Source organism: Pseudomonas sp. LW8, assembly GCF_041956865.1.
Taxonomy (GTDB): Bacteria; Pseudomonadota; Gammaproteobacteria; order Pseudomonadales; family Pseudomonadaceae; genus Aquipseudomonas; species Aquipseudomonas siliginis.
On the sequence record NZ_CP168138.1, the window covers coordinates 2288465 to 2304478 of the forward strand.

The following is a 16014-nucleotide window of genomic DNA, read 5'->3' on the forward strand; positions in this document are numbered from 1 at the left end:
TGTGTTCCAACGTCTTCTGTGTTCGCTGTCCGTTCTGAGTCTGTCCATTGCCGCTGCCCACGCGGCCGAGCCTGTCACCCTCGACACGCCGCGCTTGTCCGGCATCGACAACTTTCGCGACATCGCCGGCATCACCACTGCGTACTCCACCGCCCACGACGGCGTTATGCGCAGCGGCGTGTTCTACCGCTCCAACGCATTGACGCCGTCGGCGGCGGATCTGGCGACGCTCAATGGGCTCGGCATCAAAGCCATTTACGACTTGCGCACGCCCAGCGAAATTGCCGCCACGCCTGACACGATGATCACGGGCGCGGCATACCGCAATATCGACATCATCGGCAGCACCACCTCGGGTGCGGACATCACCAATATCTCCTTCCACAGCGCCGCCGAGGCCGTTGCGATGATGGAGGAAACCAACCGCGCCTTCGTCAGCGATGCCGGCATGCGCGGGCAGTTCGGCCAGTTGTTCAATGAGTTGGCCAGTGTCGACGCTGCGCAGTTGTTTCACTGCACCGCCGGCAAGGACCGCACCGGCTGGACCGCCGCCGTGTTGCAGAGCATCGCTGGCGTCGATGAGGCGACGATCATGGCCAACTACCTGGCGACCAACGACTACACCGCCGCCCGAGTTGCCGCGACCTTGAAAGCCTTGCCGCCGAGCATGGCCGCTGTCTACGAGCCGCTGCTCGGCGTGCAGGCCAGTTATTTGCAGGCCGGTCTCGACCAGGTCGCCGCCGAGTACGGCAGCATGGACAACTACCTCAAGCAGGGCCTCGGTCTGTCCCAGGAAACCATTTACGTATTGCGCGGCAAACTGGTCGAGTACAGCAGCTTGCCGGGGCAGGCCGGGCTGATCGGCAATGCCGCCGCTGGTGCCGAATTGCTGCGGCAGTTGCAGAACTCCGAGCTGTCCGGCACCTACAGCGCCTACAACTACTACCTGCAATCGGCGATCGACGCCGGCAGTCTGGGCGGTGTCGAATCTCAAGTCGGCGGACAGGTCCACGCTGATGCAGCCAGCTATCTCTTGCGGCAGAACGCGATGATCGAACAAGCCGCCGCGCCGTTCGCCAGTGGCAGCGATTTGAAGGTCGGCCAATACCGCCTCTGGAGTACCGCGCTTGCCGGCTACCTCGGCACTGACGGCTCGACCCATGCCGAGAGCAGCAACGAACACAGCCAGGGCCTGATGCTCGGCATTACCCAGCGCTTCAGCGAACAACTCAGCGCACGCGGCGGCTTTGGCTACAGCAAGGGCAGCGTGGGCGGCGCGGGTGGCGAGGCCGATACTGACTTCACCTTCCTCAACCTCGGTGCGCGTTACGGCCTCACCAGCCTTGAGCGCGGCATGTTTGTCGATGCCAACGCCAGCGCCGGTTACGTCGACTACGACAGCAAACGCGAGCTCGGCGGTGGTCTCGGCACTGCCAAGGGCGACACTCACGGCAATCTCACCGGCGCGACCGTGGCGTTGGGTTATCGCCTGCCGTTGAGCAGCGTGATTGTCGAACCGAGCCTGGGCTTTCGCCTCAGTCATCTCGACTTGCAGGGTTTCAAAGAGAAGGGCAGTGAGCTGGCGCTCGACGTCGATGGCATCAAGCAGACCCGCCGCAGCGCGGTGGCTAATCTCGACGTGTCATTTGCCCCAGTGACCATGGGTGCGTGGCAGTTGGTCCCGGGTGTTCGCGTGGGCTATGAACGTGCGCTCGGCGATCAGCAAGTCGACAGCGAAGGTCACCTGCTGGGGTTGGATATCGAGCAGCGCGCGGCGTTCGACAATCGCGACCAGTTCAGCGGCGGCGTTAATCTGATGGCCAACCTCGGCGCCCTGAGTGTGGGCGCTGAGGTCGGGGCCAACGGTGGCGGTGACAGTCATGGTTTCAATGGCGGACTCAAGGCCAGTTACGCATTTTGAACACAGCGAGCCCGGCAAATTGCCGGGCTCTTGCGCTCAAGCATGCTGCGCACGCGAAGGTTGCGGTGTGCGTGCCGGCTGCGCGCTGGGTTCGGGCAGCGAGGCGACATGCACGGTGCGCGCCGGGAAGGCGAACGTCGCGTCCAGCTCGGCCACCGCTTCCATGATTGCTAGGTTGATGCGTTGCTGCACGTCCATGTAGACGTTGTAGCTGGCGTCCAGAACGATGTACACCGTCTCGAATTCCAGCGCGCTCTCACCAAAACTGCGGAAATGGCAGCGGTCGAAGCGTGCCTGTTTTTCGTTCTTGATGATGCTTTCAACGCGTTGGGTGATCTGGCGGATCTGTTCGCTGGTGCACTCGTATGTCAGACGAAACTCGAACACCACTCGACGCTCCTGCAAGCGTTTGTAGTTCTGAATGGTGCTGCCGATCATGTCGGCGTTGGCCATGACAATCTGCTCACCGCCGAGACTGCGGATGCGCGTGGTCTTCAGGCCGACGTGCTCGACCGTACCGGCCAGCGTGCCGACGACGATGAAATCGCCCACCTCAAACGGCTTGTCGACGGCAATCGACAGCGAGGCGAACACGTCGCCGAGAATGTTCTGCACCGCCAGCGCCACCGCGATACCGCCGACACCGAGGCTGGCGACGAATGCAGTGATGTTCACGCCCAGGTTCGACAGCATCGCCAGCAGAATCACCGCCCACAGCAATACCTTGACGCCCCACAGGCTCAGGGTCGCCAATGCGCTCGCCTGAAAAGTGCCGGTCGCGTTATGCCGCGAGAAATAACGATGCAACCCCAGCGCCAGCGCGCGGTTGGTCCACAGGCCGACCTGCAACGCCGCCACCACGAACCATAAACTGCTGACCCGCCCGAGCCAGCGCTCCGGCAAATCCAGCAAGCCGATGCCGACCAGAATCGATGCCAACAGCAGCAACGTGGTGCTGGTCGCCGCCAGCACTTCGCTGGCCATGTAGGTCAGATGCCCGTTGCCGGCGCTGGCCCGCGCCTGCACCTTGCGGAAAACGAAACGGATCGCCGTGGTGGTCAGCAGATAACTGAGTGTCGCGGCGAGGAACGCCAGCACCCAGTTCGCCAGTGAAATGCCTAAAATCGTGTGAGCCGTGAAAAAGCCGATGAAATCCTCGGTCATGGAAACCCCCTTGCGAAGCCTGCACCGACGCGCGCAGAAAGGCACCGTCGGTCGCAGCCAGGTAAACGCCGCTTGAATCGGTGGTGCCGTCAAACGACCTGTCTGGGGTTAGTCGCCCTGAGATTCCTGCTGTTCAATCAAATGCAGGTTTCGCCGGACCGAATGGTCAACACCTGGCCTTCAACTCCGCTGGGCTTACGCCGTAAGCGCTTTGAAAATACTGACAAAAGCGCCCGACATTGCTGAAGCCAAAACGCAACGCCACCTCCGTCACAGAGCTTGCATGCCCGCGCGCCAACGCCTCATACGCCCGCTGCAAACGCACTTGCCGCTGATACGCCACGATCGACATCCCGACAAAACGCCGAAAGCCTTCCTGCAACGCGCGCTGGCTGACATGGCTCAACCGCGCCAGATCCACGCCACTGACCAACTGCTGCGGATGCGCCTGAATAAACTCCATCGCCACCTTCACATGTCGCGGCGCCACGCACGGCGCCGGCCCCCGTAATGCGTCGGTGAAATTGTGCGGCCACGCCTCCAGCACCGCATCGATCAACATCTCGCGCAACCGTGACGGCATCAGCGTGCCGCTGTTGATCAAGGCATCGAACTCAGTGCCTGTGGCCAGATCGATCAACGCCTTGAGGCCCTGAAATGCCGGGGTATTCAGATCCACGCTTGGCTCAAACACGATCTTCTGCACGACCGGTTTCTCCAGCAGCGCCGACAACCGCTCGGTGAGCTGCTGACGATTGATCGAAATCCCGTGGTGCGCGTGATCATCAACAAAGCGCATCGAACGGATATCCGCCTTGTCGATTGCCAGACCGACATGCTCCATGCCGATGGACTCGGTGGCGTGGTTGAAAACTATCTTGCCGGCGGTGGGGATGACGAAGGTGATTTCGTTCTGCGGGTCGGGGAGGGCGACGCTGAAATCGCCGTGGTAATGCATACGCCGAAAACTCACCCCGTCGTGCCGCCCGTAGACCCCGCCGATGATGATGTTGGAAGGTGGCGGCGGAGTATCGGCGTAGCGGTTGCCGAAGAGCCTGGAGAACAGGGCGCCGAAGTCGGAAGAGGTGAGGTTGTCGGAGCGCAGGATGATTTTTTGGCGGGGTGGGGAGGTGGCGGTGATGGGCGGCATTTTGGAATGCGGGCTCTTGGGGCGACGGGAGGGATGAAGATTAGGAAATTGGCATGACTTTCTGGTGACAGGGCTTTGGAGCATCTTCCGCTTTCGGCCAAAAGCACACCTTCATCAATGGTCGCTTCCTACCCGAAACGGACGTTGATCAAACCTGCTCTCCCGGAATCTCGATATTTGACTCGATCTTTTTGCCCATACTGATTCGCGGCTCGATCAAGTAGCCCAGAGACTCGTAGAAGGTTTTGACATTTTCATTTGAGCTGAAGATTTGCAGGTTGATTTTCATACAGCCGCGCGCGGTCAGCGCGCCCTCTGCATGACGGACCAGATTCATCCCTATGCCTTTTCTGCGGTGCGAAGGGTGCACCGTCACCGAGTACAACCATCCGCGATGGCCGTCATATCCGGCGAGAACGGTGCCAACGACTTCTTGTCCTGACAGGGCCACATAGAAAAGGCCATCGGCTGCGGCCAGTTTTTTATCGATAGCCAGGCTGGGGGTGTTATGCGGGGTTTCGTAACCGAACACTGTTTCCCAGAGCTCCACGACGTAGCGGCGATGGTTTTCATTTTAGTAGTCGGCGATAGCATTCATGGTGTCGTCCTCGAATTGAAAGGGTCTGACGCTAGCTTCTTGGCGTAGATAATGTCCACTGTCTCTTTTTGGCCAAAAGCGGTCATCCTATGCGGCAAGAGACAGCAGTCCATAAATGATTTTTTTTGGAAAACTCAGGGAATTTGATAATGCCGCTCAACCGACTCGACTTCACCACACGCTTGCTGATCGATGCGGGCATTGGAGAAGGGATGCGAATCCTGGACGTAGGTTGCGGTTCGGGTGATGTTTCGTTTTTGCTGTGTGATCTCGTGGGAAGAGACGGGGAGATCATCGGCGTTGATCACGATGCCGCTGCCATTGCCTTTGCACGCCAGCGCACCGCAGGACATGCGCTGACCTTTCTCGAGGGAGACCTGCAGGAGTTGCCAGACTCTATCGGCACTTTTGACGCCATCGTCGGCAGGCGCGTCCTGATGTATCAACCGGATGCGGTGGCGACAATCCGAGCGCTGTCGCAGTGTCTGCGTCCCGGTGGGATCATGATCTTCCAGGAACACGATACGACGATGGCGCCCGCCAGCGTCGAGCCTTTCCCTTTGCATGAAAAAGCGCAACGTTGGTTACAGCAAATGCTTGCTCACGAAGGAGCGGATTTGCACATCGGGTTCAACCTGCACGGCATTTTCACTCAGGCCGGCTTGACCGTTGAAAGCGTGCGCGCTGAGTGCCTGATACAAACGCCTGATGCGCCGTACAGCCTTGGCGCCATCGTTCGAGCATGCTTGCCACGAATCATTGCATTAGGAGTAGCCAATGCAGAAGAGGTGGACATTGAAACGTTGCAGGCGCGTCTGGATCAGGAGCGTTCAGCTTCTTCGGGTATCTACGTCGGTGATGTGATGTTTGGGAGTTGGGCTCGGAAAAATTGACGTTTTGAGAGGCGGATACGAAGGGGAGGCGCCATTCATCGATACTAACCTGACGTCTAATGTCGCGGTCATTACGGGCCGGTCTACCGCACTTGGGTCTAATTCATGAACTAACAGGCAGTCTCAAGATGCGATCCTCGATGGAATTGGACTTGTGTGGCGTGAGTATTCTGGTTGGTCCTCCACATTTACGCCGATGTCAGTTCTGGAGCATCGCGGTGCGCAGCATGTCCTGGTTGGCCATTCCTCACCCAACACGCTACCCTCGCCCTAATTACCCATCCATCGACCGTCACAGTGAGTCACGGTCCGCATTGAATCAGGACGATGAACGACAACTCCTTCAAACTCGCGAACTACTGGCGAAATTGCCTGGCCGACGCCGAAAATGGCAACGGCGCCTTGTCCACCAGCCAAGCCCGAAAGCTCACCGCTTTACCCATCGAGGCCTTATTCTCAGGGTGTGTGCCGGCAGAGCAGGTGAGTCTCTTATTCGCCAACGAAACCGCTGAATCAGCCTGTGTAGAGATCACCCTGCGGCCCTTGGTTTACAAGTCTCGCCTGGAGCACCGCAAAGCCCGAAACGGACTTCCGGCGTTCATCACTCCAGTTGTATGTCGAGTGTTGGTCGCCCGCGATGGTCGTCTTTATCCGACATCGCAAACCCTGATGCCCCGCGATATTCTCGAACCGCTGGACCGCGATAATTTCGTCATCGGTGCCCAAGTCGACGTGGATGCGTTTTTGTCCACCGAAGATGTGCCGCTGTTCGCTCCATCCGCCGAGGGTGAAGAGCTGACCGCAGACCAGCACCGGGACAAGTGGAATGCCTATGTCCATTTCTGCATGGAAATGTTCCGCAAGGTCACCAGCGGTTGGGAGGGGGCAGAGGATGGCTTCGACCTGGTGAACTTCTGCTATTTGTTCAAGGAAGAGAAAGCTGACGGCTTCAGTCGCAATATCGTCGGCCTCTACGACCACTTGCGCGACAGCAAGCCCGACGCACCATTATTCGACCGCTTCGCTCAGCGCGATTCCAGCCCTGACGAAGTTTGCTTGCCCGCCAACAGCCAGTTTGCCGTGCGATTGGGCCATGCTGGAGACGAATATGCCCTGACGCCCGCCCAACGTGATGGCTTGGCTCATGTTCTCGTCGCGGATGTGGGGGATGTGCTGGCCGTCAACGGGCCGCCGGGTACCGGTAAAACCACCTTGCTGCTTTCGGTCGTCGCCTCGCTCTGGGCCAAGGCCGCATTGGCCGGTGGCGAGCCTCCGGTGATTGTGGCAAGTTCCACCAACAACCAAGCCGTGACCAACATCATCAAAGCGTTCGGCAAGGACTTCTCAGAGGGGAGCGGTCCTTTTGCGGGGCGCTGGCTGCCCGATATCAACAGCTTCGGCGCTTACTTTCCCAAGTCTTCGACCGAGGCGGAAATGGCCCGCACCTACCAGACCAAAAGCTTTTTTACCGAGCTTGAGTCGCAGTCCTATCTGTACAAGGCGCAACAGGCCTACCTGGCCCGCGCCACCATCGCCTTCCCCCATGATCGGAGCCTGAGCGTCCAGGGCGCGGTCAAGCAGCTCCAGGTCGCGATCCGTTCGCGCCAGCAGCAACTCACCGATATCGAGTACGCCTGGGCCGAACTGGTCGGCGCCCGCGAAGCCATCCGGACACTGCTGGGCGATGATCCACATGCAGGCATTGCGCGTCTTGAGGCACAACGCCTCAACCACGCCGAAGAGCTTGCGAACGCGCAAGCACGTCTGAAGGTTTTCAAACACTACCTGGCCCATGAGCCGTGGATCTACACACTGTTCGGCTGGTTTGGCCCGGTCGCTGGCAAACGTCTGCGTTTGGCGAAATTACATTTCGATGAGGCTAGCACCGAGCTGCAAAACGCCGCCAGTATCAGCGAAATCGAGACCCGGTTGACGGCCTCCGTGGCTCAAGCCAGCAAGGCCCAGGAAGTCGTCGTGGCCCGATTGCAGCAGGCCCGGCAATTGCTGCAAGCGGAGCAACGTCACGTATTGAATTGGCAGGCCGTGATTGCTGTTCTGCCTACCCTTACCGACAGGCCTGCTGCCCAAGTGACTCTCAACGACTGCGACAGGTGGGCGGACACTTCCCTGCGTTTCGAAATCTTCCTGCTGACTACCCATTATTGGGAAGGTCGTTGGCTTATGGAAGTCGCCGAAAGCCTGCCAGAGATCCTCAAGAGCCGCGGCAAAAACGGCCGCAAGACCCTGGAGAAAAACTGGCGGCGGTGGATGAAGCTCACGCCCTGCGTTGTGGCCACCTTTTTCAGGCTGCCCAAGGAGCTGCACTGCAAGCGGCACGATGGTAACGGCTTCGTCGACGACTACGCGCTGAACTTCATTGATCTACTGATCGTCGACGAAGCTGGCCAAGTCCTTCCCGAAGTCGCCGCGCCGTCGTTCGCGCTCGCCAAGCAAGCGTTGGTAATCGGCGATACTCAGCAGATCGAACCGATCTGGTCGATTCCGGCCGCGGTCGATATCGGCAACCTGATGGGCGCCGGTCTGCTATCGCGCGACAAGGTCGATGATGACTATGCCGCCTTTTGCGATAGCGGCCGTAGCGCGGCCAACGGCAGCGTCATGGCTATCGCCCAGGCGACCAGTCGGTACCACTACGATCACGACCTCGCCCGAGGCATGTATCTGTATGAGCACCGTCGCTGCTACGACTCGATAATCGAATACTGCAATGCCCTTTGCTACAAGGGCAAGCTACAGCCGCGGCGCGGGCGAAAACTGGAAGATGGTTTGCCGGGGCTGGGCTACCTGCATATTGATGGAGTGTGCCAGAAGAGCAATGGCGGTAGCCGTCATAACCTCTTGGAAGCGCAGACGATCGCTGCGTGGATTCAAGCGAATGGAGCCGAGCTGACAAAGCGCTACAAGAAGGAACTGTGGGAAATTCTCGGCGTGATCACGCCGTTCGGCGCGCAGACGCAGGCGATCGTCAAGGCCTGCACAGCACTGGGCATCAAGACCGGTAAAGGCGATGGCGAGATGACTGTCGGTACGGTTCATTCCTTTCAGGGCGCGGAGCGGCCGGTGGTGATTTTCTCTGCGGTCTATTCCAAACATGCCGATGGCGAATTTATCGATCGCAAGGACAGCATGCTGAACGTTGCCGTTTCTCGGGCCAAGGACAGTTTCCTGGTGTTTGGCGACATGGACCTGTTCAGCCAGGTGCCGATAAGCAAGCCGCGCGGACTTTTAACCAAGTTTCTGTTTACAGATTCGACGAACGAGCTGATTTTCGAGTATCAACCCAGAGATGACTTACAAACAGCGCGTACAGGATTGAGCCACCTGCATGAAGTTGAAGAGCATGATCGGTTTCTGATGCAGACGCTTGAAGCGGCTCGCCAGCAGGTTCAGATCGTAACGCCTTGGGTCAGACTGCGATGGATGCTGGAAAGCGGCGCGATGGAAATCATGGGTAACGCCGTTCAGCGCGGCGTCCAAGTGGTGGTGTATACCGACCTTGGGTTCAACACTGGCATCAAGCGCGCCAAGCCGGAGGGCGATCCTGAGAAAGTCGTCGAATTCGAAGGCGCGATTGCAGCGCTGAGAATGCGGGATGTTCAGGTGTGCGTGGTTAACAAGGTGCACAGCAAGATAGTTATGGCCGATGAGGAGTTACTGTGTATCGGCTCGTTCAATTGGCTGAGTGCGCAGCGCTATGGCGACTATGTGCACCATGAAACTTCCATGGTCTATCGCGGCCCTGATGTAAGCGGCGAACTTGCAATCAACCGCGCTAGTTTAGCGCAACGGGTGACCTCCATTCCGAAGAGAGCAACGTCAGCTTAGCGCTCGACATAGGCGTCCGCTACTGGCCGAAATCTGCCATCCGTGAAGGGCAGCTTTCGGCCGGAAGCTGTCGCTCGCAAACCACTTCAGCCCCGACGTGCCCCGTTATAGAAGTTGACTCTTTTTCCTTTCGCGGAACAAAATCGCGGCGAATCTCTCATTCGATTATGCCGCAGCGGAATGTCTTTATATGTCGATTGATCTCGATGAGCTACTGGAGCGTGTGAACGACGAGCAATCGTTCATCGCATTCATCGATGCTCTGGGTTCGGATTTTGCCAGTCAACCCTTGCTAGATAATGTGACGCTATTAAAGCGCGATGAGTTGGGCGTTTCGCAGTGGGAAAATGGTTCTGTTGATACTTTTCTCGAAGCAGCAGCTGCTTGGGCAACCGACAGTGCTCGGAATTCTCCGAGCATTTCAGAAACAAATATATGGCAGCGGTGTGCATCCATTCTGTTAGCTGGCAAATTCTATGAGTGAGCCTTGGCAGGCGAATCTGCGAATCTGCGAACCTGCGGTAACCCACTGTGTGCACGAGCTCTTTTGTAGATTTGCCCTTCAGCGAGCATGAAACCTGGCGATAACCTGTCGGGCGACTCGGCCCCAAGCGTTGTCCTCCCATTCATGAACGGATTCAAAATTGCGCAAGTTCTCGATTCCTCTATGCCTCAGCCTCTTGGCCTTTCTTCTTGTTACCTTCGTGATCGCACTATGGCGGAGCCCTTATAGCCTTCCTGTCTTGATCGCCTCAGCTTATGAGGAGGGGCTGATAGTCAGCCGCAACCCTGGCAAAGCCGCAGACTGGTACTTGAGCGCTGCAGAAAAAGGCGACCCTGTCGCGCAATACAAGATTGGCATCATTCAATACTACGGTCGAGGCGTCGAAGTTGATCGACCCAAAGGTATGCATTGGATAACTGAGTCGGCCGATCAGGGATACGCCGACGCACAATATTACATGGGGGTTGCAAGCGTCGCGGGTGGAGAGGTGGCCAGTGATTTTGTCCAAGGCACGCAATGGTTCAGCAAGGCAGCAGAACAAGGTCATACCAAAGCTCAACGACAACTCGCTATCTTTTATGACAAAGGTTACGGCGTTGAGGCAAACGACCAACAGGCGTTCAAATGGGCTAGCAAGGCAGCCGATCATGGAGATGCCGAGGCTCTGACTCTATTAGGCACACTCTATTTTTCCGGTAAAGGAATTCCAGCCGACCCTCAACACGCCGTGACATTGTTCACCCAAGCGGCCAATGCTGGCGATAGCCTTGCATTTGAATTATTGGGAGCGGTCACTTTAGAAGGCACCGGTATCCCGAAAGACGTACCCACCGCATTGCGTTGGTATACCCGTGCCGCCGATCAGGGCCGGGTCAACGCCCAGTATGTCCTCGGCTATCTCTACAGCAGTGGCGGTGATGTACCCGTGAACTATCCACTTGCCAATCACTGGCTGTTGCAGGCGGCCATTCAAGGAAACGCTATGGCGCAGATTGCCCTCGCCGTTCATCTGGATAATGGGCAGGGCGTCCAGCGTAACAAGCTCAAGGCTTGCGGATTGTTGCGTGTGGCGCTTAAACAGTCGCTGCCGAGCGATATTGCAGACCCCATGCGCGAGCAGCTTGAGAAAGAAGAGAAAACACTTTCGCCGCAGCAACTGGCTGAGATATCGGCTCTGGAGAACCTCTATTCAAGCCCGCCGGGTCTCATGGGACTCAAAGGTGATCTGACAAGCGAACAGTAAGCTGCAGGGGTGGGCCTAGTATCGCGTTTTTCATTTATCATGCACGCCGCCCGGCCCGGCGGTTTCAGCCAGACGGCTGCATTGCGAATTTCAAATGGAAGGATTCCCGCGTCATGTCCAATACGTTGTTCCGCACACTGGCTTTGTCCAGCCTGTTCGTGCTCGCCAGCTGCACCACCGCAACGCCATCCGCACCGACACCTGTCACCTCCAAAGCCATTGAAGCTTTTATCGACATTTGTCTGAAAACCGCCCCGTCGTTCGCCGGCTCGGCTGAAGCGGCCAAGAGGAACGGCATTACCGAGCTTGTGGACATGGGCTTCACGCGCATCGGCTTCACCGCAGACAAAAATCTTTCCGTGCAACTCTCCGAAAAGGAATGCGTCGTCGCCACTGCCAGTCAGTCGGATGACAGCCTGACCCGTCAATTGCTGAGTGCCGCGCAGATTTACTCGCAAACGCCGGTCGCTGATCGTGTGCCGTCGAAGGTGCGTATTCAGGACAACAACTTCATTCTTCAGCATGACCGCAAGGGCGGTGAGACTTATGTGTTGTCGAGGAACAAGTAAGCGGCATGCTTGGTCGATGCCTGAAGAAGCCCGCTTTGCGGGCTTTTTCGTATGGGAGATTTGCTGAGTTGGGCAGCCCTGCGCGACGGCGATTCGATTCCGGAGTACACATTTCGTTTTAATCGTAAGCAAACTGATCAATCAATCCCAAGCGAGGAACACGCGTATCGGGCCGCAACAAAGCGCCAGGAGCAATCACAGCGTTTGCGCCAATCTTGCAGCCATCACCCACTAGCGCTCCGAATTTGCTGACGCCTGTTTCGATCACCCGATTTTCGTGGCGGATCTTGATATCGGCTCCGTCCAGTTCGTTACGGTAGTTGGCGATGATCGCGCCGGCTTCAATATTGACCGCTTCGCCAATCAATGAGTCGCCGACGAAGTTGAAGTGGGCAAGCTTGCTGCCATCGAGCATGAAGGTGCTTTTCAGCTCACAGCTGGGGCCAACGATGCAGTTTCTGCCCAGGTAAACGCCTCCACGGAGGTAAGCGCCCGCTGCTACGAAACAGCCCGCGCCGATGATGATTGCGCCTTTGAGAACGGCGCCTTGCTCAACGATGGCGGTTTCATGAATCGCACAATAGTCGTGGCGCCGGTATCCCGGGCCGAGCGTTTCAAGCAATTTCAGAATCCGGCTCTCGCAACCCTGAACCACTGACCAAGGGGCAGCGGAGTCCACGCCCAGTAATGGCCATTGAGCGATGTAATCTTCGATTTTTGGCGATTTCATAAGAATCTTCCGCACAAGTGAGAGTGGGGCGTGGGTGGACTGTCGACGACTTGAACGACTCGCTATGCCTGCCAGTCGTACCTGTACAAGCATTTTCAAGGTACGGCGCAATGGATAAGACAATCACCGTGGATCAACTGGCAACCACTGATCTTGGCTCAATCAACGAGATATGGCTCGGCGGGACCCATACCCAGTTATGCCTATGGCGTGCTGAACAAGTCTTCACCCACGAAATGCTCAGCGAGGGAACCCATGATCAGAATGTCCGACGCCTGTGCTTGCAGTTGGTTGACCCTGACGATCGAGACGCAGTGGCACGTGTTGAGGCGGTAGCGCGCGAACGACTCGAAGAAATGGGCAAGCAGGGCGAGTTTTACCCGGCCGAGGCGGCGGACACGCGTCAATAGTCACTGCGCATCTGATGAAAAGCGCTGCTGCTTAAGCAGCGCCTCAAGCGGGCTCCTCAACCCTGCGTACATCCCCCAAGGAATCACGCTGCATCGATTGCAAATTCTTTTCGATGGTTTCGCACAGCGCTTCCATTTGAATCTGGTGTTCGCTGTGGCGGAACGGACTCTGCAGATCGGTGCCGATGCGTTCGATGGCCAGCAGCATGAACCCGACCACGGTCGACGCCAGCGGCGTGAACCAACCGAGGGATTCCACCAGACCTATCGGGACGATCAGGCAGAACAGCGAAATGAACAACCGTGGGAAATACACATAAGGGTAGGGCAGCGGGGTATTGGCGATCCGCTCCATGCCGCCTTGGCTGTTGGACAGATCCACCAGCGTCGACTCGAGCCGCGCCAGGCGAATACTGTCCAGGTGCCCGGCCTTGTATTCGCGAGCGAGCAAAGTCGCCGAGCCGGTGAGAATATCGTTCGCAAAGTTATTGGTTGTGCCACTGCGGGCGAATTCTTCGGCGGGAATAAACGCCCGCACCTCGTCGGGACATGGCTGGCCCTGTAGGTGCGCCGCGAGGCAATTCACGTAAGCGACGTGGCGGCGCAACAGCGTGGATTTGACCGGATTCACCTCGCCACCAGCGTCGTCCAGCAGCGTCAGCACCTGCCTGGCAAAGCTGCGGGAATTGTTGATCATCGATCCCCACAGCGTCCGCGCTTCCCACCAGCGGTTGTAAGCGCTGCTGTTGCGAAAACTGATCAACACGATCAACGCCGAACCGAGCAACGTCAGCGGCATCAGCGGCAGGTTCAGCTTGGCGTTGAGAAACAGCATGAAGTCGACGGTGACGGCGATGTCCCAGAGCAGCAACCAGAACAAAGACCAGCCCACGTAACCCAAGGTCTTGATGATCAGACGGTATTTTTTGACGATGGCAGCTTTCAAACGGAAACCTCGTGGCGAGCAGTTTGCTTAAACGCTTAAGCTCGGACGATACCTGGCACCGGCAGTTCCCTGGTGGAGCGGTCAGCCGTCAGTCAGTCTGTAAAGTCTGGCCCTGTGCATGGCGAATGCTTTCGAGAAAAATCCTCGTCTCTCGATTCGACCGCAGATGAACCACCCGGCAAACCGATGGCGCCGTTGACACGAATTGGCGCATTTTGGCTCGCGAGGTTTTTCTCGTCCGCCACATGAACTTCAGAAACTCCGGCAGATTCGCCAGCTGTTCGGGGCAGTTTTCCGGCAAGTCGGGCCGAGACTGACCGTGGTTGAGCAGCGTTCTACGCAGGACGCGCAAGAATCGAAGCGGTGGCGAACGATCGATCCAGATCAGCAGATCTGCTCGTGCAGCGCGGTTTTCCCAAGTGGTTGAATGGCCACCTTCGAATATCCAGCGATCACGCGCCTCGACCTCCAGGCAAAGTCGGGTCTTCTCATCCGGGCTTCGCTCGATCCAGCCTGGCTGCCAATGGATCGTGTCGATATGCACGACCGGCAACCCCGTGCGCTCACCAAGCCTGCGCGCCAACGTACTTTTGCCAGACCCAGGCTGACCAACAATCATCACCCGTTGCATCGAAGCTCCTTCTCGCTCTGCAAGCTGATTTTTTGGGCGGGCGATTCTACGGCAATGCCTGTCTCAGTCAATGACCGTTGAACGCTAGGCGGGGTTTTGCCGCGCTCCCGCCACACTGGCTCGGCGGTCCGCCCGTTCGCCGAGCCGCCACCCCAGCAGCCCCCACAGCAGTGCACACAACGCGCCGACCAGCGCTGCCATGCCTGCACCCTGGCCGAGGGCGTCCAGCGCGCTTTTTGCCCAGGCACTGATGGCGTCGCCGGCGCGGTAGACCACGGTGTCGATGAAGTTCTTTGCCTTGTACTTGCTTTCGGCATCGAGCGGGGCGAACAGCATCTCGGCCTGGGCGCACGAAGGCGTACTCACCGATGCGGCGCACGATCATCAGCGCGGCGATCAGGCCAAAACTGGGCGCGAAGATCAGTCCGATAAACCCCGCGCACATGACCAGCGGCACCATGGCCAACAGCACGCCGACGCCGAGCCTTTGCGCGAGGCGTCCAGTGATGAACAGCTGACAGAGCAGGGCGCCTGCCTGCACGACAAAGTCGATGATGCCGAACACGCGCACCTGCGCCTCGCGGTCCGGGAAGTGTTCGGCGACGACGCGTGCCTGCTCGAAGTAAAGGAAGGTGGAGACTGTCGCCAGCAGCACCACAAAGCCGCAGATGCCGAGCAGATAAGGTGATTTCACAACGGCCGTCATACCGCTGAACGGATTGCCGGGCAACGGTCTGCGGGGGCTTTCGGTCGGCGCGGCATCGGGGCGTCCTGCGCCACCCCGTTCACGCCAGCGCATCAGCTGGCGCTTGAACCACATCGCAGCGCCGAGCAGAACAGCGGCCAGCAGCATCAGGCCGGACTCGCCCAGCGGACCGATCAGCAAGGCGCTCAGCGCAGGGCCGCTCAGGCCGCCGACGCTGGCGCCCGCCGCGATGAACGCGAACAGGCGTTTGGCCTGGGCACTGTCGAATACATCGGCCATCAGGCTCCAGGCGACCGATACGACAAACAGGTTGTAGACCGATATCCACACGTAAAACACGCGCGCCAGCCACGGGCTTTCCTCGCCCAGGAACAAGGCGGCGAACAACAGCAGATTGGAGCAGAAGAATCCGTACACCCAGTCCACGAAATGCAGGCGCGGCACGCGTGCGCTGAGCCAGGCGAACAGCGGAACGGCCGCCAGCATGACCAGGAAGGTCGCGGTGAACAGCCACTGCAAGTTCTCGACGCCGGCAGTGATGCCCATCGATTCGCGGATCGGACGGAGCATGAAATAGCCGGCGAACAGGCAAACGAACAGCAGAAAGCCATTGAGCGCAGGGCGCAGCTCGTGAGCCTCGGCATTGATGATGGCGCCGGCGCGGTGGGCGAGAAGAGACGTATCCATGTTGCGCTCCTGTGG

12 protein-coding genes and 2 pseudogenes are annotated in these 16014 nt (G+C 58.3%); 7 read left to right on the forward strand and 7 right to left on the reverse strand.

The features are described from left to right. The first annotated feature begins 1 nt into the window (after nt 1). A complete protein-coding gene (locus AB9L16_RS10370; protein WP_375123494.1) occupies nt 2-1921 on the forward strand; it encodes a tyrosine-protein phosphatase in 1920 nt (639 codons plus the stop codon). 36 nt (nt 1922-1957) lie between these two features. Here AB9L16_RS10370 and AB9L16_RS10375 read toward each other — a convergent pair whose 3' ends face one another. From AB9L16_RS10375 to AB9L16_RS10385, 3 genes and pseudogenes are all read right to left on the reverse strand, one after another. Then, nucleotides 1958-3085: a mechanosensitive ion channel family protein gene (locus tag AB9L16_RS10375; protein WP_051600421.1), complete on the reverse strand. Its 1128-nt coding sequence runs from the start codon at nt 3083-3085 to the stop codon at nt 1958-1960. 166 nt (nt 3086-3251) lie between these two features. Then, complete coding sequence (locus AB9L16_RS10380) at nt 3252-4235, reverse strand: helix-turn-helix transcriptional regulator (protein WP_375123495.1); 984 nt, start codon at nt 4233-4235, stop codon at nt 3252-3254. Between the two features lie 148 nt (nt 4236-4383). Next, nucleotides 4384-4800, reverse strand: a pseudogene (locus AB9L16_RS10385) (GNAT family acetyltransferase); the annotation flags it as partial. 182 nt (nt 4801-4982) lie between these two features. Here AB9L16_RS10385 and AB9L16_RS10390 point away from each other — a divergent pair. From AB9L16_RS10390 to AB9L16_RS10410, 5 genes are all read left to right on the forward strand, one after another. Next, nucleotides 4983-5726 (forward strand): methyltransferase domain-containing protein, encoded by a 744-nt coding sequence (locus AB9L16_RS10390; protein ID WP_122601571.1) that lies wholly within the window; start codon nt 4983-4985, stop codon nt 5724-5726. 327 nt (nt 5727-6053) lie between these two features. Next, nucleotides 6054-9572: an AAA domain-containing protein gene (locus AB9L16_RS10395; protein ID WP_375123496.1), complete on the forward strand. Its 3519-nt coding sequence runs from the start codon at nt 6054-6056 to the stop codon at nt 9570-9572. A gap of 190 nt (nt 9573-9762) precedes the next feature. Next, complete coding sequence (locus tag AB9L16_RS10400; protein ID WP_122601573.1) at nt 9763-10056, forward strand: hypothetical protein; 294 nt, start codon at nt 9763-9765, stop codon at nt 10054-10056. A gap of 160 nt (nt 10057-10216) precedes the next feature. After that, nucleotides 10217-11320 carry a tetratricopeptide repeat protein gene (locus tag AB9L16_RS10405; protein WP_122601574.1) on the forward strand — a complete coding sequence of 368 codons (1104 nt, stop codon included), beginning with the start codon at nt 10217-10219 and terminating at the stop codon, nt 11318-11320. A gap of 113 nt (nt 11321-11433) precedes the next feature. After that, nucleotides 11434-11889 (forward strand): hypothetical protein, encoded by a 456-nt coding sequence (locus AB9L16_RS10410; protein WP_375123497.1) that lies wholly within the window; start codon nt 11434-11436, stop codon nt 11887-11889. A gap of 118 nt (nt 11890-12007) precedes the next feature. On the opposite strand, the gene AB9L16_RS10415 is transcribed toward AB9L16_RS10410, so the two are convergent. Next, nucleotides 12008-12619, reverse strand: coding sequence for a transferase (locus tag AB9L16_RS10415; RefSeq protein WP_252887751.1), 612 nt, complete (start codon nt 12617-12619; stop codon nt 12008-12010). 110 nt (nt 12620-12729) lie between these two features. Between AB9L16_RS10415 and AB9L16_RS10420 the strand changes: the two genes are divergently transcribed. Further along, nucleotides 12730-13029 carry a hypothetical protein gene (locus tag AB9L16_RS10420; protein ID WP_016774369.1) on the forward strand — a complete coding sequence of 100 codons (300 nt, stop codon included), beginning with the start codon at nt 12730-12732 and terminating at the stop codon, nt 13027-13029. Nucleotides 13030-13072: 43 nt separating this feature from the next. Here the strand turns inward: AB9L16_RS10420 and AB9L16_RS10425 are convergent, their stop codons facing one another. The 3 genes and pseudogenes from AB9L16_RS10425 to AB9L16_RS10435 all read right to left on the reverse strand — a co-directional run bounded on the left by AB9L16_RS10425 (nt 13073) and on the right by AB9L16_RS10435 (nt 15999). Next, nucleotides 13073-13975: a bestrophin family protein gene (locus AB9L16_RS10425; RefSeq protein WP_024012629.1), complete on the reverse strand. Its 903-nt coding sequence runs from the start codon at nt 13973-13975 to the stop codon at nt 13073-13075. Between the two features lie 88 nt (nt 13976-14063). Next, complete coding sequence (locus AB9L16_RS10430; protein ID WP_375123498.1) at nt 14064-14606, reverse strand: AAA family ATPase; 543 nt, start codon at nt 14604-14606, stop codon at nt 14064-14066. Between the two features lie 84 nt (nt 14607-14690). Next, nucleotides 14691-15999 (reverse strand): annotated as a pseudogene (locus AB9L16_RS10435) (NTP/NDP exchange transporter). Nucleotides 16000-16014 lie beyond the last annotated feature (15 nt).